We start from the raw sequence: 20,609 nt of genomic DNA on the forward strand, positions 1-20,609 counted from the left end.
GGAATGCTATGCAAATAATCGAAACCATTTTGGCGCTTGCGCTGACCCTGGGCATTCTCGTCACATTGCACGAGTACGGCCATTTCTGGGTTGCCCGCCGTTGTGGCGTCAAAGTGCTCCGATTCTCGGTGGGGTTTGGTAAGCCGCTATTTTCCTGGTACGACCGTCATGGCACGGAGTTCGCGGTTGCGGCGATTCCCCTGGGTGGCTACGTCAAGATGCTGGATGCGCGTGAAGGCCCAGTTCCGGCAGAGCTGAAGGATCAGGCCTTCACGTCCAAATCACCGTCCCAGCGCATTGCCATTGCCGCCGCTGGCCCCGTGGCCAATTTCCTGTTCGCCCTGGCCGCGTACTGGTTGCTGGGTGTTGTCGGGGTCACCTCGGTCGCTCCCATTGTGGGCGACGTCGCCCCGGATACCGTGGCGGAACAGATGGGCCTGCGCGAAGGCATGGAGCTGCACGCGGTGGATGGTCATCGGGTTTCGTCCTGGCGCGATGTAAACATGCGCCTGCTGGAGCGAGCCGGTGAGCGTGGCAACATTGCCATGGAGGTCACCGACAATGGCGCGCGAGGAACCATCGCGGGTGAGCTGGGTGGTTGGCGCCTGAGCGAGCAATCTCCGAATCCTTTGGCTGAATTCGGGATTACGCCCTGGCGGCCTGACATCCCGCCGGTACTTGGACAGATCTCAGAAGGCGGCCGTGCTCAGCAGGCTGGCTTGCAAACCGGCGATCAGGTGTTGGCCGTAGATGGTGAGCCGGTGGCGAACTGGTTTGATCTGGTGGGCTTCATTCAGAAAGCGCCAGAACAAACCCTGACCCTGACCATTCTGCGCGACGGTGCCGAACGCACGATTCAGATAACACCGAAAGCAAAAGCCGTTGAGGGTAGTGAGGCCATTGGGTTTGTTGGAGCCGGTGTTCAGCCCGTGTCCTGGCCCGAGGAAGCGCTGCGGGAAGTCAGTTATGGCCCGCTGGCAGCGATTCCCCACGCGGTGAATGAAACTTGGGCAGATACAAGGCTGACCCTCGTTGCTATCAAGAAAATGGTGACCGGGCTGCTGTCACCGACCAATCTGAGTGGTCCGATCACCATTGCCCGGGTTGCAGAAGCCAGCGTGAGTTCGGGTTTCGAAGATTTTGTCCGGTTTTTGGCCTATCTCAGCATCAGCCTCGGCGTCCTTAATTTGTTGCCAGTGCCCATTCTCGATGGTGGGCATATCGTTTATTACACCATCGAAGCCATCCGGGGGCGGCCGCTTTCTGACCAGGCCCAGGCACTCGGATTACGGATTGGTATGGCATTGATTCTTACATTAATGGTGTTTGCTCTTTACAACGACCTGATGCGGTTGTGAGAATTGCGAGCTCTTTACGCGCATTAACCAGGCGAAATATTTGAATGAGACGTTCTCTTCTAGGTGTAGCCATTGGCCTCGCTGTAGCCGCGACTGGCATAAATACAGCCACGGCAGACGAATTTACGGTTGCGGATATTGAGGTTGAGGGCCTGCAAAGGGTATCTGCCGGTACGGTATTTTCATCCTTCCCAGTAAACATTGGTGAGCAGGTCGATCCCTCCGAGCTGGCCGATGCCATCAAATCCCTGTTCCGGACCGGTCTCTTTACCGATATTGAAGCCAGCCGCGATGCCGGAGTTCTGATTCTGACCGTTCGGGAACGTCCCTCCATCAGCTCCATTGAGATTGAGGGTAACAAGAACATCGAGACTGAAATGCTGATGGACGCGCTTTCGGGCGCGGGATTGCAGGAAGGCCAGGTGTTCCGCCGAGCGACATTGGAGCGGCTGGAGCTGGAAATTCTCCGTTCCTATATCGCCCAGGGCCGCTACAACGCCCGCGTCAAGGCGACCGCAGAAGACCAGCCACGAAACCGTGTTGCTATTCGCCTGGAGATCAATGAGGGCACGGTAGCTGCCATCCACCATATCAATATCGTGGGTAACGAGGAGTTCAAGGACGAGGAGTTACTCGGGCTGTTCGAACTCCAGACCAGCACCTGGTGGAACTCTCTTACCAACTCCGACAAATACGCTCGTGAGCGCCTGAGTGGTGACCTTGAGTCGCTGCGGTCGTTCTATCTGGATCGCGGCTACCTGGATTTCAACGTTGAATCGAGCCAGGTTTCCATCTCTCCGGATAAGCAGCAGGTATTTATTGCCATCGCGCTCAACGAGGGGCCTCAGTACACCATCTCCGAAATCAACCTGCGCGGCGACCTGATCGTCGGTGAAGAGGAACTGCGAAAGCTGATTCCGGTGGAAGAGGGTGATGTTTTCTCCCGTGCCCGCATGACCGCGATCTCCGAGGCACTGGCTTTCCGGCTGGGTCGTGAGGGTTATGCCTTCGCCAACGTCAATGCTGTGCCCGAGCCGGGCGAAGACAATACCGCTGCGGTGACCTTCTTTGTTGAGCCCGGCAAGCGTGCTTACGTTCGCCGGGTGAAGTTCGATGGCAACGTTTCGACCCGGGACGATGTCCTGCGCCAGGAGATGACGCAGATGGAAGGGGGCATTGCTTCCTCCGATCGAATTGAATTTTCCAAGACCAAGCTCGAACGTTTGGGCTTCTTTAAAGCAGTGGAAGTTGAAACCGTTCCGGTTCCCGGCACCGACGATTTGGTGGATGTGAACTACAGTGTCGAAGAACAGCCCACGGGCAGCCTTTCTGCGTCCGTTGGTTTTTCCCAGGATTCGGGGGTTATCCTTGGTGCTAATGTCTCTGAGAACAACTTCTTCGGTACCGGTAAGCGAGTCTCGTTTGGCGTCAACGTCAGTGACTCAGTGAAAAGCGCCAATGTGTCTTACCTGGACCCGTACTACACGGTGGACGGTGTGAGCCGTGGCTTCAGTCTGTTCGCCCGTGAGACCGACTACGAAGACGAGGACATCTCCTCGTACCTGCTGGATGAATACGGTGGCCGGGTTACCTTCGGTTATCCTACGGATAGCATAACCCGTCTGAACTTTGGACTGGGCTACACCCAGTCCAACATCAAGGCCGGTACCTTCACGTCCCAGGAAGTGAATAATTTCATTGATGAGGAAGGTGACTCCTTTAATAACTACTTCCTGTTCGGTAGCTGGCGTCGAAGCACCCTGAACCGGGGTGTCCTGCCAACCGATGGCTACAGCCATTCAGTGTCACTCGATGTGGCGGTTCCGGGTAGCGACCTTACGTTCTACAAGGTAAGTCATAAGACTGATTTTTATCAGCCGATCACCGATTCCGGTAACTGGATTTTCCGGGCCCGCTCAGACATCGGCTACGGCGATGGCTATGGCGATCGCACCCAGATGCCGTTTTACGAGCACTTTTACGCCGGTGGTTATGGTTCCGTCCGGGGTTACGAGGCCAACTCCCTGGGGCCGCTGGCCACCAACAGCCCCAACGATTTGTCGGACCCAGATCCGTTCGGTGGTAATGTGCTGACCGAGGGTAGCCTTGAATTGATTTTCCCGACACCGTTTGCCGGTGACAGTCGCTCGATGCGGACCGCGTTCTTCGTGGATGCAGGGCAGGTGTTTGATACTGACCGTGATTTTGAGCCCGAGCTTGACGAAGTGCGGCTGTCCGCTGGTGTCGGTTTCCAGTGGATTACCGCCGTCGGCCCGCTGGCTTTCAGTCTGGCGAAGCCACTGAACGACAAAGCTGGTGATGAAACCCAGGTCTTCCAGTTCTCGCTGGGCCAGACTTTCTGACGAATGTAGAGCGTAAAAACAACGGATTAAACGTAGGAGAAACCCAATGTTCCGAATTTTCATGATGATTGCAGCGGCCCTGATGGTGCTATCGTTTCCGGCGATGGCCGAGACCCGCATCGGCGTCGTTGACCTGCGCCAGGCACTGTTCTCGTCCAACGATGCCAAGAGCTTCAGTGAGTCACTGCAGAAGGACTTTGCTGCTGACGAAGCCAAAGTACGTGAAGTGCAGGAAGAAGCTCGTAAGCTCAAAGAGCGTCTGGAAAAAGATGGCGCCATGATGAACGAAAGCGAGCGCAGCAAGCTGACTGGCGAATTTCAGGAAAAGGTGAAGGAATTCAACTTCCTGAAGCAGCGTCTTGATAGTGCCGTCGCACAGCGTAAGCAAGCATTCCTTGAGCAGGCCCGCCCGGAAGTCGATCTCGCTGTGGAAGAGTTGCTTGAAGAGAACGATCTCGACATTATCCTGCCCAGCGAAGCGGTGGTTTATGTGAAGCCGGAGATGAATCTGACCCCGCAGCTGCTTGAGAAGCTGAACCGTTAAGTTCCAAGCGGCTGTCCCCGGACTGTTTTTAGGGAGCGAGTGATGACAAAGAAGTCCTTCCGGCTCGGCGAAATCGCCACGGCGTTGGGCGCCGAACTCAAGGGTGATCCAGACCTTGAGGTGACCGGGCTCGCCACGTTGCAGGCAGCGACACCGGGTCAGATCAGTTTTCTGGCGAACCCGTCCTATGCCAAGTACCTGGCGAATACCCAGGCGTCGGCTGTGATCATGTCTCCGGCAGCCGCCGGCGACTCTGAAACCAATGTACTGTTACTCGATAATCCCTATCTTGGCTACGCTCGTCTGAGTCACTGGTTTGATCCAGAGCCCGTTGCCCAGCCAGGCATTCACCCGGCGGCCGTCGTGGACCCGGATGCCCGCGTGGCGGACACCGCTTCGATTGGCCCCAACGTGGTGATCGAGGCCGGCGTTGTAGTTGGCGAGCAGGTTGTGATTGGCGCCGGCTCAGTCATTGGTGCCCGATCCCAAATTGGGGCCGGCGCAGTGATCCGGCCGCGCGTGACCCTGGCCCACGATGTGGTTCTGGGACAGCGTTGTCACATCTTGAGCGGCGCTGTGATTGGATCGGATGGATTTGGATTTGCCAACGAGAAAGGCGTCTGGCAACGGATTGCCCAGCTAGGCCGGGTGGTATTGGGTGATGATGTGGAAGTCGGTGCAAACACCACCATCGACCGAGGCGCGCTTGACGATACTCTGATCGGAGACGGCGTGAAGCTCGACAACCTGATTCAGATCGCGCACAACGTGCAAATTGGTGATCACAGTGCCATGGCTGCCATGGTCGGTATCGCGGGCAGTACGCGTATTGGTCGCCACTGTGTGTTTGGCGGCGCCTCCGGCGTTGCGGGTCACCTGGAAATCGCGGACCAGGTGCATTTGACCGGGATGACCCTGGTGACTGGCGATATCCGGGAACCGGGCGTGTATTCCTCGGGCACCAGTGCGGATACCAACCGGCAGTGGCGCAAGAATGCCGTTCGATTCCGGCAGCTGGACGATCTGGCGCGACGAATTAGAGACCTGGAAAAGAAAACAAAGGGCTGAGGCCAAGCAAGATGATGGGAATAGACGAAATTCTGGAATACCTGCCGCATCGCTATCCGTTCCTGCTAGTGGACCGGGTTACCGAAGTGGAGAAAGGGAAATCGATCAAGGGTTATAAAAACGTCTCAGTCAACGAGCCCTTCTTTCAGGGCCACTTCCCCAATAACCCAATCATGCCAGGTGTGCTGATCATTGAGGCCATGGCGCAGCTTTCCGGGATTCTTGGATTTGTGACCGTGGGACGGAAACCCGCAGACGGCGTGGTACAATATTTAGCTGGATCCAGTAAGGCACGCTTCAAGCGTCCTGTGTTGCCGGGAGACCAACTCTGCATGGAGTCAGAGCTGATTACCGGCAAGCGTGGCATCTACAAATTCGAATGTCGGGCACTAGTCGACGGTGACGTCGTGTGCGTGGCAGAGATTCTGACCGCTGAGAGAGAAGTTTGATGGCGACAAGTGACTGGTCGGGTATTCATCCTCAAGCGATTGTAGACCCATCAGCCAAACTCGCGGACAACGTGACCGTTGGCCCGTGGAGCTATATAGGGCCCGGCGTTGAAATCGGAGAAGGCACTGAAATACTGTCCCACGTAGTTGTTAAGGGTCCGACAGTGATCGGTCGCAACAACCGGATTTTCCAGTTCTCCAGTATCGGAGAGGAATGTCAGGACAAGAAGTACGCCGGTGAACCGACGACGCTGACGATTGGTGATAACAACGTCATTCGTGAGAATTGCACCATTCATCGGGGCACGATCCAGGATCGTGGCGAAACCCGAATCGGCAGCGGCAATCTCCTGATGGCCTACGTGCACGTTGCTCACGACTGTGTGGTGGGTGATAACGCTATTCTGGCCAACTGCGCGACTCTGGCGGGCCACGTGAACGTGGGTGACTTCGCTATTCTGGGCGGTGGCACCATGGTGCATCAGTTCTGCCACATCGGCCCGCACAGTATGGCGGCTGGTGGTAGCATTGTGCTCAAGGACATTCCTGCCTACGTTATGGCCAGCGGACAGTCCGCCGAGCCCCATGGCATGAACGTGGAAGGACTGAAACGTCGTGGGTTCAGCAAGGAGGTTCTGCTGACTCTGCGCCGGGCTTACAAGGTGATCTATCGCCAGGGACTCACTACCGAGCAGGCGGTGGAAGAGTTGAGCAAAGCCTATTCGGACATTCCCGAGATACTTCCTCTCATCGACTCCCTCCGTGGAGCGCACCGCGGCATCATACGCTAATCTGGCGGGAGCCTGCTGGTGATGGACCATCCTACGCAGTGCGCGGTTGTCAGCAACCGCGCTATTACATTCGGAATCATTGCCGGTGAGGCTTCCGGCGATATTCTGGGTGCTGGTTTAATCCGCTCTCTTCGTGCTCGCTACCCCAAGGCCCGGTTCGTCGGCATTGGCGGCGACGACATGATCGCCGAAGGCTTTCACTCCCTGGTGCCCATGGAACGGCTTTCCGTCATGGGGCTGGTTGAAGTGCTGGGCCGTATCCGAGAGCTGTTCCAGATTCGAGCTCGCTTGCTGGAGTATTTCTTTACCACACCGCCGGACGTGGTGATCGGTATCGATTCCCCGGACTTTACCCTTGCTATCGAACGCCGCTGCCGTGATGCGGGCATTCCGTCTGTTCATTATGTCAGTCCTTCGGTCTGGGCGTGGCGCCAGAAGCGCATCTTCAAGATTGCCAAGTCCGTTAATCTGATGCTGACACTGTTTCCGTTTGAAGCTCGTTTCTACGAAGAGCATCAGGTGCCTGTGGCGTTTGTCGGGCACCCGTTGGCCGATCGGATACCGATGGTTCCGGAAACGGGAAAGGCTCGCCAGGAACTGGGGCTGGATGATCAGGCGCCGTTGCTGGCTGTGCTACCCGGAAGCAGGGCTGGTGAGGTGGAGCGTCTGGGTACCCTGTTCCTTGAAGCCGCGCGTTGGATCCAGGAAAAGCGGCCGGATCTGCAACTGGTGATCCCCTGTGTCAATCGAGATCGGGAGCGGCAGGTGCGGGACCTGGTAGATGCACTGGAAGTGAAGCTGCAGGTAACCATTGTCCGAGGTCGTTCACGGGAGGTGATGGCGGCGTCCGATGTGGTCCTGTTGGCCTCTGGTACCGCTACTCTGGAGGCGATGTTGCTGAAAAAGCCGATGGTGGTTGGATATCGGCTGAGCGATTTCAGCTACGCGTTGCTGTCCCGATTAGTGAAAATTCCCCATGTTGCGTTACCGAACCTGTTGGCGAAAAAGGCGTTGGTTCCCGAATTGTTGCAGGCCGACGCCAGCCCTGAATCCCTGGGCGCGGCCGTACTCGAACGTCTGGAAAATGAGAGTGAACGTCAGCGGCTAGTCGATGCCTTTACCGAGTTGCACCACACCCTCAGACAAGATGCGGATGAAAAGGCCGCGCAGGCGGTTTCAGAATTGCTGGAAGGAAGACGAGGTTAATCATGGCGCGTGTTGAGCTTCCGCCGTTCGAGTGCTCTTACCGGGGCTCCTTGTTGGCGGGTGTGGATGAAGTGGGACGCGGGCCATTGATCGGTGCAGTGGTTACCGCTGCGGTCATTCTGCATCCGGACCGGCCCATTGCCGGGCTTGCCGATTCCAAGAAGCTGACGGAGAAAAAGCGCAACGCTCTCTACGACGAGATTATGGCCAAGGCTGAGGCCTGGTGCATTGGTCGTTGCGAGGCTCATGAGGTTGATACGCTGAATATCTATCAAGCTACGATGGTGGCCATGAAGCGTGCGGTTGAGGGCCTCGATGTTGAGCCGGAGTATGTGTTGGTGGACGGCAATCGCTGTCCGAACTGGCGCTGGCCCTCCGAACCGGTAGTGAAGGGCGATAGCCGGGTTGAGGCAATCAGTGCCGCATCGATCCTGGCCAAGGTGACGCGGGATCGGGAGATGGAGGTGTTGGAGCGGACGTACCCGGGCTTTGGACTGGCCAAGCACAAGGGATACCCGACGCCCGTACATCTGGAGGCACTGAATCGCCTGGGCGCGACTCCTGAACATCGTCGCTCCTTCCGCCCGGTTCGTGAAGCCATTGACGCGGTTGGTCTTTGGCAGTCGCCTAGAACGACTGAGCGCGTGGGTACCGAAGACCTGTCCTTTCCAACTGATTTGTTTGAAAATAGTGATTGACAGGGCGCCGTTAGCTCCCTATTATACGCGCACGTTGATCGGGGGTTGCCCCGGTAAACAACCAGTTTTGATGCGGGGTGGAGCAGTCTGGTAGCTCGTCGGGCTCATAACCCGAAGGTCGTAGGTTCGAATCCTGCCCCCGCTACCATTTTTTAAAGACGGATCAGTTTGCTGATCCGTCTTTTTTTTGTGCCCCGGAAAAGTCGAATTTCTTGGGTGCGGCCTGTTCACCTGTCTCGTCGTAGGCGCTCGCTGATCTTTTGCCGATTGTTTGACGCACTTTCTTAGCTTTGGTGATGGAAAGCTGGCGCAATTTTGGCGCCCCCTTCCAGTACCTTTCATAAAAACTCGTTCATCTGGCGTATTTCTGTGCCTGTTTTCTGTCTATTTTGTACGTGATAGTACTTACTTATTTGTCATTTTGGGCAAAAAATTGCCCAGAAAACAGTGTTATAAGCCCAATTATTACCTGGATCTGTCGAAAAATTGACCAATTTGTAATTAGGAAAACGACGTTTGTCACATTTAATATCGTCCTCGTTTTATACAATTTTACAAAATCGACGGAATAATGGTGGGTATAAGCATGAAACGCGTCAGCAAAATGTCAACGGCATGGATCGCCGCGTTTTTGATGGGAGCTCTTTTAACAGGTTGTGGTGGCGGATCTTCCGGCTCAGGCACTTCAAGCTCTGGCAGTTCGGGCTCGTCATCAGCGGGTGTCGGCGGGTCATCGGGCGTGCGTACGGCGGTGTTGAGCTGGAATGCACCTCTGACTCGCGTCAACGGTGAAAGCATTCCCATGGGTGAGCTGGACCGGTATGTGATCCGTTACGGCCAAGACAACGAGAACCTTACAGAAGAAGTAGTGGTAACCAATGCCCAGGCCCAGGCTGAGATGTCTTACGAAATCAGCGGGCTCGATAATGGTACCTGGTACTTTACCATTCAGGTTGAGGACACCAGCGGTCTCATTAGTGAGCCGTCAGACGTTGTTAGCAAATCTGTACAGTCTTAACCGCGATTTACCCGTCTGCCTGAAGGAGCGCTGTCTCAGGCAAGAGGGTCGGCTATTGGAAGCCTCAGTGTAAAAGTCGATCCTTCCCCGGGTTCCGAGGCTACTGCAATTTGTCCTCTGTGCTTTTCAACCACTGTCTTCACGAATGACAAGCCAAGACCGGTGCCGTGCACTCCGGCCAGTTCACTGCGCTTCTGACGGCGATAACGGTCGAACAGGTGGGGAAGCTCTTCTGCGTCAATCCCACTGCCTTCATCACCAATGGTCAGGCAAGCCAGGTGGCCGGCACGGAATACCTGAATGTCGATTGCCGATTCTGCTGGGCTGTACTGGACTGCGTTGGTCAACAGGTTGATGACTGCTCTCTCAAGCAACTCCGCATTACCTCGTAGCCAGAGATCCTCAGTACCCTGAAGATGGAAGTGAATGCCTTTTTCGGCCGCCTGTTCGCTAACGCTGTCGCGTGCATTCTCCACAATTGCCAAGATTTCGCACTCGTAAAAGCGTGTCTCCGTCAGTTGTTCGGCGCGGGCAAGCTGTACGAACTCCTCAGCCAGGTGGTAACTGCGTCGAGCCAATCTGCCGAGTTGATCCAGCTGTTGCTGGTCGATATGGCTGGGGTCGCGTTTAAGCTGCTCGATCAGGGCCAGTTGGGAGACCAGTGGCGAACGGACATCGTGGGAAATGAAGTCGATCGCTTCGCGGTGCTGCCGTTGTTGTTCGCGAAGCTCGGAAATATCAGAGATGTTGGCGATGATACCGTGCTGGTCGCTGTCTGGCAGGGCAAACGGTGCAAAGTGAATGAGGAAGTCTTTGTTGTGGATGTGCAGGTCCACTGTCCGGCTCTGTTGTAGCGTCAGCGTCTCGGACACGGTCTCATGCCAGGGGGGCGTTTCCCGGGGATCATGGCCCTCCAGAAGCCTCGCCAGCGGCAGCCCGCCAAGACTGGGCATGGGTTCTTTAAACCATTCTTCAATATGGCCGTTGGCGAACCGGATTACCCCGAGTTCATCGGTCACGATGATGCCATCGGGCATGCGCTCAAAACTGTGGCGAATAAACTGCTGCATGTGATTGAGCCGTTCCGTGGCCATGCGTACTCGTTGGATTCGCGCGGAAATATTCTCTCGCGGGCGCTCGGTCTTCTTGGAATCTTGAGATAATTCCAGGTGCAGGCGCCGGAGGTAGCGCTGAATAGCGTCCCGGCTCAGGTCGTTGGGCAGAATCAGGCCCAGAGTGTAGATGGTTTTGCCTCGTATTAATTGCACCCAGCTGCGATTGCTGTCGTGATGCCATTGTCCGGAAGCCAGCTGTGGCGGAATGTCCTCCGCAGAAAGTTCCTTGGCGGAGAGGATGAATTGGTTTTCGCTCAGGAGCCAGCCATGGGGCTGCAGTAGTGCCTGCAGATGCTCCAGAAGCTGAGGTGGGTGCCTGCGGGCAGGGTCCGGAACGGAAACGTGGGGTGTACGGGCGAGCACGTCCAGCTGTCGATTCAGGAACTGATTGGTCATAGCCAGACGGAAACCGCTCGATACCGGGAAGGCCAGCAGTGGAACCAGTAATGCATTGGCGACGGGTATCCAGATCCGGGCCGTGAACAGGCCAAGCAGAAATAAAGCTGTCACGGCCGCCAGGGTAAACAGGCAAGCGAACAGGGTGCGAGTGGGGCGCATTCTAGGGAGCGACATGGCCAACAGAAGGATGGTGACGAGCGCGAGGCCCGGACCAACCCAGCGGTGCACCGTCTGAATTATTAACTCCTGGCTCAGCGCGGAGTACGCGTTGGCGTGGAATTCCACGCCTGACATGGGCCGGCTTAATCCTGAGAAGGGGGTCGGCAGAATATCCCCGAAGCCCGCCGCTGTGGCGCCAACAAACACTGTTTTTCCATTGAATAACCCGGGATTGGCCGGCTCGTTCAATACTCGAACATAGGAATGAGTGGGCAAGGTTCCTGCGCCACCGGCCAGCGGCACAGCATGATAACCGTCTCGGACATTCACAAACGGTGGTGCAGCGTGGGAACGGGTGTTCGGTTGGGCCGTTCGGGTAGCGGCTGCAGAAAGGCTCGGCCATAAATGGTGCCCCAGGCCATTGTACAGATAAAGACCTCGGGCAACCCCATCGGTATCCAGTTCCACGTGGGCATGGCCCATTGCGGCGGCCGCAGAGGCCAGCTGTGACGTTGGCAGCTGTTCGCTCAGCAAGTAGTTGGACGCTGGAGGCGATAAGTAGACCGGCAACACGACGTTGCCGTGCTCAGCCATGGCCCCGGCCAGTGCCGCATCGTCTGGCGACGGCTCCGGAAACAGAATGTCGAAGACAATAGTCTCGGCGCCGGCGGCGTGCAGTTTTCGGATGACTTCTGCATGGACACTGCGTTGCCAGGGCCATCGGCCGATGCGGTTTAGACTGAGTTCATCAATGGCGACGATGGCAACATCATCGGACGGCTCCGCTGGCAGGGAGGTAGTGGCTATGTCGTAAAGCCAGAGATTGAGGCGATCAGGCAGCGCCGATGCCTGGATAAGCAGGATCAGCAGGCTCAGAAGCAGGCCCATGGTCCAGGGAGTCGTTTTTATTGGCAGCCAATCCCGGTTCATGCGTCCTGCTATATCGGTCGATCAATGGATTATTCCAGGTAAAGTTCCCTCCCGGGGCCCCAACGACTGGTCAGGGGGGCATCTGAAAGAGCTTTCAGCCGCACAAAATACCGTCTTCCGGGAATCAGACGCAAGGCTGCGGTCGTCTCAGCCAGCGTTGCCTCCTTGATTATGTTCTGGAATTCCGGTTCTTCTGAGAGCTGAAGGTGATATTCCTGAGCGGTCCGGACCTTTTCCCAGAACACCCGCACCTGGCTGTCAACGTAGTTGATACTGATGATGCGCACTGGCGGCAGGCTGCCATTCACTACCACTTTCCTGGTTTTGCTGGTGGCCACCGAGGTGCCACCTGCTTCAGTGACAACGCGCCAGTAATACTGACCCGGACTAAGCGGGCGCAGGGGCAGGGCTGAGGTTTCCGGTGCCCACTCACTCGAAGTTACCAGATCGTTGAAGCTGTCGTCCTCTGCCACTTCCACTCGTGCAACTTCGTTCTGGCCATTCAGGCGCCAGCTGAATTCGGGCATATCATCGTCTGCCAAGCCGCCTTCCTCAGGCGTAATCAGGCTCGCGGCCTTTGCCTGCAGATCCACTTTTACCGGTACAACGGCAGGCAGGCCGGTGGTGCCACGGGTGGTTAGTGCCGCCAAGTGAATCTCGTAGGCGCCATTGTCCAGCATGCTGATGTCGAATTGGCTGCCGTCAAGCTCTCGGCTTTCCACCCAGCGTCCGCTTCCGGATTCAAAAATATCCAGACGGTGCTGTGTCGCCGGGCTGGGCGCCCATTTCAATGTGGCGGGTAATTGGGTCAGTGTGGCTGGCAGTGGCTTAACGTCGGGCGCCGGTGGCAGGCGGCGAATGGTGAGTCCGCCACTTGGCTGGGTAGAAACCGTAGCGCTGTAGCCGGCCGGAATTCGACGGGTTTTCCCGGGGGCACCAAAATCAACCACACCTTCGGTAACCTGGAGGCTGCTGCCGGTTGCCGACGTTTGTAGGGCGAAGGCAGTGCCTCGAACTGCGGCAACGGCAGATGGTGTTTCAATTTCGAATCGGGCACCGCCCTCAATCACCGGTTTGACCCGGGTGTGAACCTCGCCCTTATTCAGGCGCAGCCGGGTGTCTACCATTCCGGATTTGCCGTATTGGGTGAGCCGGTTGAAGATCAATCGGGAATCGGGTGCCAGCCGGACTTCCGATCCGTCCGCCAGACTGACGGTCGCGGAGCCCGCGCTGGAGACAATTTCATCACCAGCCCGAATCAGGGTGTTGGGGGTAAGCGGAATTTTCCGGCCATTTGCCCTGGATATCAGCTGCACCGAGCCGGAGACCGTGGTTACCCGCGCTGCGTCGGGTTGGCGTTTGAGCCAGTGCAGGGGAATTCGGATGCTGTCGCCCTCGGCTACAAGGGTATCTTCTGCGATATTGTTGAATTGCAGCAGGCGCGATGCGCTGTAGCCACGAGCCAGCAGCTCCTTGGCGACCTGATGGTAATTTTCGCCCGGGCGCAACGTGTAGAGCCATTCCTGCGCCGCCGCTGAGGGCGCCTGAGAAGACGGAAGGCCCGAGCCTTGGGTGATGGACAGCTCGGCCTGGGCAGTCGTTGCTGTCCAGAGAATGACCGAAGCTGCAAGCGCCAGAAGCGTTCTTAGTGTTCCAGCTCTACTCATTCGCAGCCCGGTCGGTCTCACTTAATTCGGAGCCAGTCATGGCCGTATGGTCCGCTTGCTGATGCTGCATGGATTCAAGCCGGTAGCCGCGCTGATAAATGGTTTTGATCCGGAAGCCATTTTCTGGGTTCAGGCCGAGGCGACGCCGCAATCGGCTCATATGGGTGTCGACGGTACGGGTGTTGATTTCCCGTGCCAGCCCCCAGACACGCTCCAGCAGCATTTCCCGGGTCAGCAGGCGGCCCTGGTTCTGAAACAGGAACAGGGTCAGGTCAAAATCCTTATCGGTCAGGCTCAGTTCGTCCCCGTGCAGCGTGATGGTTCGGCGCTGGGTGTTCACTTCAAAGGGGCCGTACTTCAGAACTTCTTTTTCGCTGTCTGGATTGCTGCGGCGAGCGAGGGCGTTAATGCGTGCCACCAACTCTGCCGCCCGGGCAGGTTTGGCCAAGTAGTCATCAGCGCCGGCATCCAATGCGCGCACAACATCGGCTTCGCTGTCACGTTGGGTCAGGAATACCACCGGAACCACCCAGTTGAGCTGTGCTCTAACACTTTCGAGTACGTCGATGCCGGTCATGTCCGGTATTTGCCAGTCGAGGATCAGCAGATCGTAGCTGCGATGGAGAACGGCGCTGAGAAATGCCTGACCCGTTGGAAAGGTGTCACAGTGGTGGTCTCGCTCTGACAGCATCGACTGGACGTGCTGCGCCTGTTCATATTCATCTTCAAGCAGAGCAATGCGCATCAGACCTCTCCGTGGGTGTTTGCGACTGTGGCCGTGGCTAATACCCGGGCACGGAACAGATTACCGGTTTATATCAATCGATTATCACAAAAACCGGCTGTTCGTTCAGTATCGTTATGTAGAGTTGCGTAAGTGGAGTGCTGGCTTTCCGTTGTCGTCATTGACTGTTTGTCGGCAGGCCGGGAAATTACTGCAGCCCCAGAACCAGCCTTTTTTCCCTTTCCTGCGGACCAGTGGGGAAAAACAGTGGGGGCAGGGGATGGGTTTCTGCCCGGTGCCGTCCTCCGGCGCCGCATCCTCGAGAGGGCGGGTGCCCCGGCACTGGGGATAGCGTGTGCAGGCGAAAAAGCGACCGAACTTGCCATCCCTTTCGGTCATGGGAGCCCGGCACTTTGGACAATGCACCTGGCCGTCCTGCGCTGGCTCGGCCAAATCTTCGGCCGGGCTGTTGTGTGGAGCGCCCTGGGGACGATTGATGAAGCCCCGCACTTCCTGTTTCAGAGTGTCGAGAAATTCTCGTGGATCACCTTCGCCACGACGAATGCTCTCCAGTGTGGCTTCCCAGACTGCGGTCCGGTCCGGTTTGCTGACCGACTCCGGCAAGGCGGTTATCAATGCCTTGGCTTTATCGGTGGCGCGAATATGGCGGCTGTCGCGGTACAGGTACTCCCGCTTGAACAGGGTGTCGATGATGGCGGCACGGGTAGCTTCCGTGCCCAGGCCATCCGTTTCCCTCAAGGTTTTCCGCAGGTGCGGGTCGGTCACGAAGCGGGCAATGTTGGTCATCGCCGACAGCAGTGTGGCGTCGGTGAAGTGCTGTGGCGGCTGGGTCTTACGCTCTGCGATAGTGGTATCGCCGCACAACACCGGCTCACCTTTGTCCAGGCGTGGCAGAGGTGCCTTTGACGTTTCGCTGCGGCCTTCGCGAAGCTTCAGTTCCAGAGTTTTCCAGCCCGGAACCAGAATGGCAGTTTCGGTGGCTCTGAACTGGTGGTTGGTCACCCGAACCGTGAGCTTCCCCTCCCGGTGAACCGCGTCGGCGGCGAACTGCATCAGGTAGTAGCGACTGATCAGTCCATAAAGCTTTTGTTCGGCAGCGGTCAGCGTCCCGTTCGGTGACGGGCGGCTGGTGGGAATGATGGCGTGGTGGGCATCAACCTGCTTGTCGTTCCAGGCTGCCGTGCGGCGCTCGGTATCGGCTTGCTGGCAAGCTTCTGCCAAATCCGGAGCTACTCTCGAAATGGCGCGAACAACCTGTTCCCTCTGCGCGAAATGGCCCTCGGGCAGGTAGCGACAGTCTGACCGGGGATAGGTGATAAGCTGATGGCGTTCGTAAAGATTCTGCGCGGTGTCGAGCACCTCTTTAGCGCCCATTCGAAACAGCCGGCCGGCCTCGATTTGCAGGGCCGAGAGTGACAGCGGTAACGGTGGCGCTTCGGGGCGATCCCGGAACCGTGACTCAGTGATGTTGCCGGGGCGGCCGTGTACATCGGCGGCAATTTGATCCGCCGTGGCTCGGTCCAGTAACCGGTTTTCTTCGTCCAAGTGGTCCTGGAATTGTTCGTCAGGCAGCCAGCGGGCGGTGAAAGGGCTCTGGTCGGCCTCGTCTTCCTGGGCTGAAAACTGAGCTTCAATTCGGAAATAGGGTTTTGGTTCGAAATTCTCAATGGTGCTGTCACGCTCAACCACCAGTCCCAAAACCGGTGTTTGAACCCGCCCGACAGAATAAACGCCCTGTTCGCCGGGCCGCTGGTAACTCAGGGTGTAAAAACGGGTCAGGTTGATGCCGTACAACCAGTCTGCGCGCTGGCGGGCCAGGGCAGAATGCGAGAGCCGACGGAACTCGCGGTTGTCTTTGGGCGCCTGAACGGCCCTGGCCACGGCCGCGGGCGTCAGGTCGTTGATCAGTACCCTCTGGACTGGCGCCTCGGTGCCAACGTACCGAATGACCTCGTCTACCAGCAGCTGACCTTCCCGGTCCGGGTCGCCCGCGTGGACAATGGTTGTGGCCTGCCGGATAAGAGACTCGAGCACCTTCAATTGTTGGCGCACGCTGTCCTTGGGCATAACCTCCCATTTGTCGGGGAACATGGGCAAGTCTTCCTGGCGCCATTTTTTCCAGGCCGGGTTGTAGCGGGCAGGTTCGGCCGGCTCCAGCAGGTGGCCTATGCACCAGCTGACGGTGGCGGCGGTTTCGCCATTGCCACAACGGATCCAGCCCTGGCCTTTCTGGTGTGGGCCGGGCAGGGCAGCGGCGATGGCGCGCCCGAGACTTGGTTTTTCGGCGATGTACAGATGCATGAGCGTGTGTGCGGTTGAATCGGGATGGGAATGTGGCCGTTTGGCTCTTTGCTGTCAAGGTTCGGGTGGTTGGCGGTTTGTGTAGTAGACTGCAGTCACAGAACGTATTCGGAGAATGGACGAATTATGAAGATCCAGAACGCAATCGAAACAAAGCTGAACAAGGCTTTCGATGCCCGCCTCCTGCATGTGGAGAACGAAAGCCACAAGCACAGCGTGCCACCGAATTCGGAGACTCATTTCAAGGTAACCCTGGTTTCAGCGGACTTTGAAGGTCAGATGAAGGTTAAGCGCCACCAGGCAATCTATCGGGTTCTGGCCGAAGAGTTGGCGGGAGAAGTACACGCCCTGGCGTTGCATCTGTATTCGCCCGAGGAGTGGGAAGCAACAGGTCAGTCCGCACCGGAGTCACCCAATTGCCTGGGTGGATCGAAAACGGACCCAGCCATGACAGCGCCCACCGGTCAGGGGGAGGACGCATGAGCCAGTTTTTCCAGATTCACCCGGAAACTCCACAAAAACGCCTTATTAATCAGGCCGTGGATATTCTCCGCCGGGGTGGGGTAATCGTGTATCCCACGGATTCAGCTTATGCCATTGGCTGTCACCTGGGGGACAAGCAGGCGGCGGATCGAATCAAGCGGATTCGACGCCTTGACGACAAGCACAACTTCACTCTGGTGTGCCGTGATCTGTCCGATATCGGCGTGTATGCCAAGGTGGATAATACCCAGTACCGATTGCTCAAGAATTTCACGCCCGGGCCTTACACCTTCATTCTGGATGCGACCACCGAAGTGCCTCGCCGGCTGTTGCATCCCAAGCGCCGTTCGGTTGGTGTGCGGGTTCCGGACAATGCCATTGTTCAGGAGTTATTGGGGGAGCTGGGTGAGCCCATCATGAGCAGTACGCTGATCCTGCCCGGTGAGACCGAGCCGATGACTGACCCCTACGATATCCGGGAAACCCTGGAGCACGAACTGGACTTGATTATCGACGGCGGTTTCTGCGGTATGGAAGCCACCACGGTGGTCGACTTCACCGGCGAGGCACCGGTGGTTACCCGGGTCGGAAAAGGCGATCCCGCCCCTTTTAATGTCTAATGATCAGGCAATGTCTGACGATCAGGCGCGCGCATTCAGATTGAACGCGTAGCCCCGACTGTTGCCGGCCACCTCAAATTGTTCAGCGCCAGCGGAGCGCCGCAAGCTGTCGTAACGGTGCACCAGATCCTGCAGCCCGTTGAACTGCTGGTTCTCGCTGACCAAGGTGTCCAGCAACGGGTTGTTCACGCCGTAGGCCTGGTTGAGCTTCAGGGCGTTGTCCATGAATCCGAGTGTTGGCTCGTTGATGCTCAGCCGGCCGAAGGCGTCCTTGAAATTCTTGTTCACATTCAGATCGTTCTCGATCGAGGCTTTCGCCTGATCCGGAATCCCGCCTGAAACCTGAACGCTACCGGATTCACTCCGGTTCACACTGAGCGCGGTACCGGCTTGCAGGTTGTACTCGGCAAGCTTGTGCCGCAGCGTTTCCCGCACAAAGGCAAGATCCTGCCCCACGGTTTGCTTGTAATCTGCCATGGCGAGCTTGCGGGACTTCTGGTTGGCCAGGTCTGCAACGTTGTCACCGGATGGAGTAAAGCGGTCGTCTCCTGGCGAACCAGCCGGCTGGGGCTGCGCCGCTTCTGCCTTGGCGGGAGCGCCTTGCCCCGAACCCTCTGGCGCCGGGCGCTTTTCCATAGCCTGCTGAAACTGGGTGCTGGCTCGAATCAGTGATGTCAGTAGCGACATGGCGTAGTGTGCTCCCTTGGCTCACGGCGTGGTGTGCCGGAAAATCATCGTCTGTTAGGGAGGATGCATGAATCGGGCCAGTGCGGGAGGAGGTGGCCATCAAGCCGGCGATGTTTGAGCCATTGTTCGAGTTTTGAAGAGGTAGAGCAGAGTAACGAGCAGCCCAGCCGCGCCCGCGACAAGAAACGTATAGTTATATCCGACACTGTCCGCCAATACGCCACCTGCTAACCCAAACAGGCCCGCAAACACGACCTGAATGGATGCCTGCACGGTAAAGTCTGTACCTGCCCATTGCTGCCTACACAGATTCATCATCATCGCAAACAACACCACCGTGGATGCGCCATCGGCTAGTTGTTCTGCGATGCCAACTCCGTATATCAAGGCAGCACTGGTGCCCTTAATAGCGACCAGTACCCAGGCGCTAATCGTTACGGCCTGCGCGATACCTGCCCAGATCAGGCTGCGCCGGCCACCTAGTTTGGTGTACAGCCATCCGCCGATGGCCGCCCCTAATAGTCCAACCACAGTGGTCGCCAGGGTGAAGTTGCCAATGGCTTCAGATGTCCAGCCACCGTCGGTCAACATTGGGCGGACCATGCCTGACCCCATAGCATCACCGACTTTGTAGCAGGCCACAATGCCCAACCAGAAAAGCATCTCTGGCTGGCGAATAAGGCCAATGAAGCCGTCAATGATGCTCGGCTGCGGTTCGTCCGCTGACTTGGAGAGCCGATGGGGAGTACGAAGAATGGGGGCGCGATAAATCAGCACCAGCAGAAGAATCAAAAGAGTTGCGGGCAGCAAGAGAGCGATCTGTGCGTCAACGTGGCTGGCCAGGATCAGCAAAAAAGCGCCGCCAGCCAACATGCCAATTTTGTACCCGGCCACCTGCAAGGTGTTGGCCAGGCCTCGCCATTTAGCGGGAACATGCCGAACCGCCAGGCCATCGGTAATGATGTCCTGGGTCGCCATCAGCAGGTTGATCAATAAGATCCCAGCAACCGTCAGTGGCAGCCAGGGGCCATGAGGTGTCAGGCCAACTATTCCCAGCCCAATCAGACACAAGGCGGCCGCTGATTGCAGCCCGAACACCCAGCGCACGGGAGCCACTTGCCAGAGGCTGCGATCAATGACCGGCGCCCACAAGGCTTTCAGAATCCATGGCAATGCCAGCAGTTTCAGTGCGCCGATCCAGGCAAGACTAATGCCCGCCTCTCGCCAAAAAACCGGCAGGGCGTGGGCGAACAGTCCGGAGGGCAGTCCTTGGGCGACGTAAAGTGCCAGAAGGGTCGCCATGGTCGCTTTAGGAAATGCTGGCACCGTTGTCACTTGAGAAGTCATAGGCCCGGACTTGAGTCGAAATGGTCTGCGCTTTTTGCCACAAACTGCGTGGTTGGGCAAACAGCAAAAAGGCAGACCAAGTCGTTAGGGTGTTCGCTACCTGTCAGGCAGTGACGGGAGCAGGCTGCCGGGACAGCGTCAGCGTATCGTAATCCCGAAGCAGGAATAGGGCGATACAGGCGGCCAGCATCGGCCAGGCGGCAAAGAACAGAAGGTTGTCGAACGGTTGCAGGTATTTGGCAAATGCAGACAGCGTGGATACCCCGTGAAACACCAGGATGGCGCCATAGGTCCAGGTTTTCAGGACCCCCGCGACAAAGGCTAGAATTAGCGCAAGCTGCGCAACGCCGAAAACGTAGAACATATTTAGATCAAGACCGCCCATGCCGTAGAACGCCGAAAAGACCTTGGCCGAGTGTTCGGGATTTACGAGCTTGTCCAGGGTCCAGAATAGAAACACGCTGAATATACCGAGTCTGAGCAGCAGTAGGGCGAGAGGTAACTGTTTGGGCATTCTTATCTCCTTTGGTTTTTGAACGGGCGCTCCAAAGACAAAAGGTGGTAACGGAAGTTCCTGTAAGTCATCAGATTTCCACGAGATTTTTAGATGGTTGCCTGATGAAGCCGGAGGGCGTAGTGAACGCCGACGACTATTTTCCGT

General features: G+C 57.2%; 19 protein-coding genes and 1 tRNA gene. 12 read left to right on the plus strand and 8 right to left on the minus strand.

Annotated elements, in window-relative coordinates; all coding sequences use genetic code 11:
- Positions 1 to 8 precede the first annotated feature (8 nt).
- The 9 genes from rseP (at position 9) to QUE89_RS06140 (ending at position 8,625) form a co-directional block, all read left to right on the plus strand.
- The gene (rseP, locus tag QUE89_RS06100; RefSeq protein WP_286222327.1) at positions 9 to 1,358 is read left to right on the plus strand and encodes an RIP metalloprotease RseP; all 1,350 of its coding nucleotides are present in this window, start codon (positions 9 to 11) and stop codon (positions 1,356 to 1,358) included.
- A gap of 44 nt (positions 1,359 to 1,402) precedes the next feature.
- Positions 1,403 to 3,721 (plus strand): outer membrane protein assembly factor BamA, encoded by a 2,319-nt coding sequence (gene bamA / locus QUE89_RS06105; RefSeq protein WP_286222328.1) that lies wholly within the window; start codon positions 1,403 to 1,405, stop codon positions 3,719 to 3,721.
- Between the two features lie 46 nt (positions 3,722 to 3,767).
- Positions 3,768 to 4,265, plus strand: coding sequence for an OmpH/Skp family outer membrane protein (locus QUE89_RS06110; RefSeq protein WP_041342527.1), 498 nt, complete (start codon positions 3,768 to 3,770; stop codon positions 4,263 to 4,265).
- Positions 4,266 to 4,307: 42 nt separating this feature from the next.
- Positions 4,308 to 5,333: a UDP-3-O-(3-hydroxymyristoyl)glucosamine N-acyltransferase gene (lpxD, locus tag QUE89_RS06115; RefSeq protein ID WP_286222329.1), complete on the plus strand. Its 1,026-nt coding sequence runs from the start codon at positions 4,308 to 4,310 to the stop codon at positions 5,331 to 5,333.
- 11 nt (positions 5,334 to 5,344) lie between these two features.
- Positions 5,345 to 5,782: a 3-hydroxyacyl-ACP dehydratase FabZ gene (gene fabZ, locus QUE89_RS06120; protein WP_286222330.1), complete on the plus strand. Its 438-nt coding sequence runs from the start codon at positions 5,345 to 5,347 to the stop codon at positions 5,780 to 5,782.
- Positions 5,782 to 6,573 (plus strand): acyl-ACP--UDP-N-acetylglucosamine O-acyltransferase, encoded by a 792-nt coding sequence (gene lpxA / locus QUE89_RS06125; RefSeq protein ID WP_286222331.1) that lies wholly within the window; start codon positions 5,782 to 5,784, stop codon positions 6,571 to 6,573. The genes fabZ and lpxA overlap by 1 nt, the downstream gene beginning before the upstream one ends.
- 21 nt (positions 6,574 to 6,594) lie before the next feature.
- A complete protein-coding gene (gene lpxB, locus QUE89_RS06130) occupies positions 6,595 to 7,779 on the plus strand; it encodes a lipid-A-disaccharide synthase (RefSeq protein ID WP_286222332.1) in 1,185 nt (394 codons plus the stop codon).
- A gap of 2 nt (positions 7,780 to 7,781) precedes the next feature.
- On the plus strand, positions 7,782 to 8,477 hold the full coding sequence (gene rnhB, locus QUE89_RS06135; RefSeq protein WP_286222333.1) for a ribonuclease HII: 696 nt from the start codon (positions 7,782 to 7,784) through the stop codon (positions 8,475 to 8,477).
- A 71-nt stretch (positions 8,478 to 8,548) separates the two neighbouring features.
- Positions 8,549 to 8,625: transfer RNA gene (locus QUE89_RS06140), tRNA-Met, on the plus strand.
- 15 nt (positions 8,626 to 8,640) lie between these two features.
- Here the strand turns inward: QUE89_RS06140 and QUE89_RS06145 are convergent.
- Positions 8,641 to 8,790 carry a hypothetical protein gene (locus QUE89_RS06145; protein WP_286222334.1) on the minus strand — a complete coding sequence of 50 codons (150 nt, stop codon included), beginning with the start codon at positions 8,788 to 8,790 and terminating at the stop codon, positions 8,641 to 8,643.
- A gap of 426 nt (positions 8,791 to 9,216) precedes the next feature.
- On the opposite strand from QUE89_RS06145, the gene QUE89_RS06150 reads away from it, so the two are divergent.
- A complete protein-coding gene (locus tag QUE89_RS06150) occupies positions 9,217 to 9,495 on the plus strand; it encodes a fibronectin type III domain-containing protein (RefSeq protein ID WP_286222335.1) in 279 nt (92 codons plus the stop codon).
- A gap of 35 nt (positions 9,496 to 9,530) precedes the next feature.
- Here QUE89_RS06150 and QUE89_RS06155 read toward each other — a convergent pair whose 3' ends face one another.
- The 4 genes from QUE89_RS06155 to QUE89_RS06170 form a co-directional block, all read right to left on the minus strand.
- On the minus strand, positions 9,531 to 12,098 hold the full coding sequence (locus QUE89_RS06155) for a CHASE2 domain-containing protein (RefSeq protein ID WP_286222336.1): 2,568 nt from the start codon (positions 12,096 to 12,098) through the stop codon (positions 9,531 to 9,533).
- Positions 12,099 to 12,127: 29 nt separating this feature from the next.
- On the minus strand, positions 12,128 to 13,765 hold the full coding sequence (locus tag QUE89_RS06160) for a FecR family protein (RefSeq protein WP_286222337.1): 1,638 nt from the start codon (positions 13,763 to 13,765) through the stop codon (positions 12,128 to 12,130).
- A complete protein-coding gene (locus QUE89_RS06165) occupies positions 13,758 to 14,510 on the minus strand; it encodes a response regulator transcription factor (protein WP_286222338.1) in 753 nt (250 codons plus the stop codon). The genes QUE89_RS06160 and QUE89_RS06165 overlap by 8 nt, the downstream gene beginning before the upstream one ends.
- A 114-nt stretch (positions 14,511 to 14,624) precedes the next feature.
- Positions 14,625 to 16,811, minus strand: a complete 2,187-nt coding sequence (locus tag QUE89_RS06170; protein ID WP_286222339.1) for a DNA topoisomerase III — start codon at positions 16,809 to 16,811, stop codon at positions 14,625 to 14,627.
- A gap of 126 nt (positions 16,812 to 16,937) precedes the next feature.
- On the opposite strand from QUE89_RS06170, the gene QUE89_RS06175 reads away from it, so the two are divergent.
- Together QUE89_RS06175 and QUE89_RS06180 are read left to right on the plus strand one after the other, a co-directional pair.
- Positions 16,938 to 17,294, plus strand: coding sequence for a BolA family protein (locus QUE89_RS06175; RefSeq protein WP_286222340.1), 357 nt, complete (start codon positions 16,938 to 16,940; stop codon positions 17,292 to 17,294).
- A complete protein-coding gene (locus QUE89_RS06180; RefSeq protein ID WP_286222341.1) occupies positions 17,291 to 17,914 on the plus strand; it encodes an L-threonylcarbamoyladenylate synthase in 624 nt (207 codons plus the stop codon). Before QUE89_RS06175 ends, QUE89_RS06180 begins: the two co-directional genes overlap by 4 nt.
- 21 nt (positions 17,915 to 17,935) lie before the next feature.
- Here the strand turns inward: QUE89_RS06180 and QUE89_RS06185 are convergent, their stop codons facing one another.
- The 3 genes from QUE89_RS06185 to QUE89_RS06195 form a co-directional block, all read right to left on the minus strand.
- On the minus strand, positions 17,936 to 18,601 hold the full coding sequence (locus QUE89_RS06185) for a hypothetical protein (protein WP_286222342.1): 666 nt from the start codon (positions 18,599 to 18,601) through the stop codon (positions 17,936 to 17,938).
- A gap of 99 nt (positions 18,602 to 18,700) precedes the next feature.
- The gene (locus QUE89_RS06190) at positions 18,701 to 19,927 is read right to left on the minus strand and encodes an MFS transporter (protein WP_286222343.1); all 1,227 of its coding nucleotides are present in this window, start codon (positions 19,925 to 19,927) and stop codon (positions 18,701 to 18,703) included.
- Between the two features lie 124 nt (positions 19,928 to 20,051).
- Complete coding sequence (locus QUE89_RS06195) at positions 20,052 to 20,462, minus strand: hypothetical protein (RefSeq protein ID WP_286222344.1); 411 nt, start codon at positions 20,460 to 20,462, stop codon at positions 20,052 to 20,054.
- Between the last annotated feature and the right edge of the window lie 147 nt (positions 20,463 to 20,609).

It is taken from the genome of Marinobacter sp. LA51 (assembly GCF_030297175.1).
Lineage (GTDB): Bacteria > Pseudomonadota > Gammaproteobacteria > Pseudomonadales > Oleiphilaceae > Marinobacter > Marinobacter apostichopi.

Excerpts from the sequence above, each read along its gene's own strand:
- rseP (WP_286222327.1), top strand. The coding sequence starts at position 9 with ATGCAAATAATCGAAACCATTTTGGCGCTTGCGCTGACCCTGGGCATT.
- bamA (WP_286222328.1), top strand. The coding sequence starts at position 1,403 with ATGAGACGTTCTCTTCTAGGTGTAGCCATTGGCCTCGCTGTAGCCGCG.
- QUE89_RS06110 (WP_041342527.1), top strand. The coding sequence starts at position 3,768 with ATGTTCCGAATTTTCATGATGATTGCAGCGGCCCTGATGGTGCTATCG.
- lpxD (WP_286222329.1), top strand. The coding sequence starts at position 4,308 with ATGACAAAGAAGTCCTTCCGGCTCGGCGAAATCGCCACGGCGTTGGGC.
- fabZ (WP_286222330.1), top strand. The coding sequence starts at position 5,345 with ATGATGGGAATAGACGAAATTCTGGAATACCTGCCGCATCGCTATCCG.
- lpxA (WP_286222331.1), top strand. The coding sequence starts at position 5,782 with ATGGCGACAAGTGACTGGTCGGGTATTCATCCTCAAGCGATTGTAGAC.
- lpxB (WP_286222332.1), top strand. The coding sequence starts at position 6,595 with ATGGACCATCCTACGCAGTGCGCGGTTGTCAGCAACCGCGCTATTACA.
- rnhB (WP_286222333.1), top strand. The coding sequence starts at position 7,782 with ATGGCGCGTGTTGAGCTTCCGCCGTTCGAGTGCTCTTACCGGGGCTCC.
- QUE89_RS06155 (WP_286222336.1), bottom strand. The coding sequence starts at position 12,098 with ATGAACCGGGATTGGCTGCCAATAAAAACGACTCCCTGGACCATGGGC.
- QUE89_RS06160 (WP_286222337.1), bottom strand. The coding sequence starts at position 13,765 with ATGAGTAGAGCTGGAACACTAAGAACGCTTCTGGCGCTTGCAGCTTCG.
- QUE89_RS06165 (WP_286222338.1), bottom strand. The coding sequence starts at position 14,510 with ATGCGCATTGCTCTGCTTGAAGATGAATATGAACAGGCGCAGCACGTC.
- QUE89_RS06170 (WP_286222339.1), bottom strand. The coding sequence starts at position 16,811 with ATGCATCTGTACATCGCCGAAAAACCAAGTCTCGGGCGCGCCATCGCC.
- QUE89_RS06175 (WP_286222340.1), top strand. The coding sequence starts at position 16,938 with ATGAAGATCCAGAACGCAATCGAAACAAAGCTGAACAAGGCTTTCGAT.
- QUE89_RS06180 (WP_286222341.1), top strand. The coding sequence starts at position 17,291 with ATGAGCCAGTTTTTCCAGATTCACCCGGAAACTCCACAAAAACGCCTT.
- QUE89_RS06185 (WP_286222342.1), bottom strand. The coding sequence starts at position 18,601 with ATGTCGCTACTGACATCACTGATTCGAGCCAGCACCCAGTTTCAGCAG.
- QUE89_RS06195 (WP_286222344.1), bottom strand. The coding sequence starts at position 20,462 with ATGCCCAAACAGTTACCTCTCGCCCTACTGCTGCTCAGACTCGGTATA.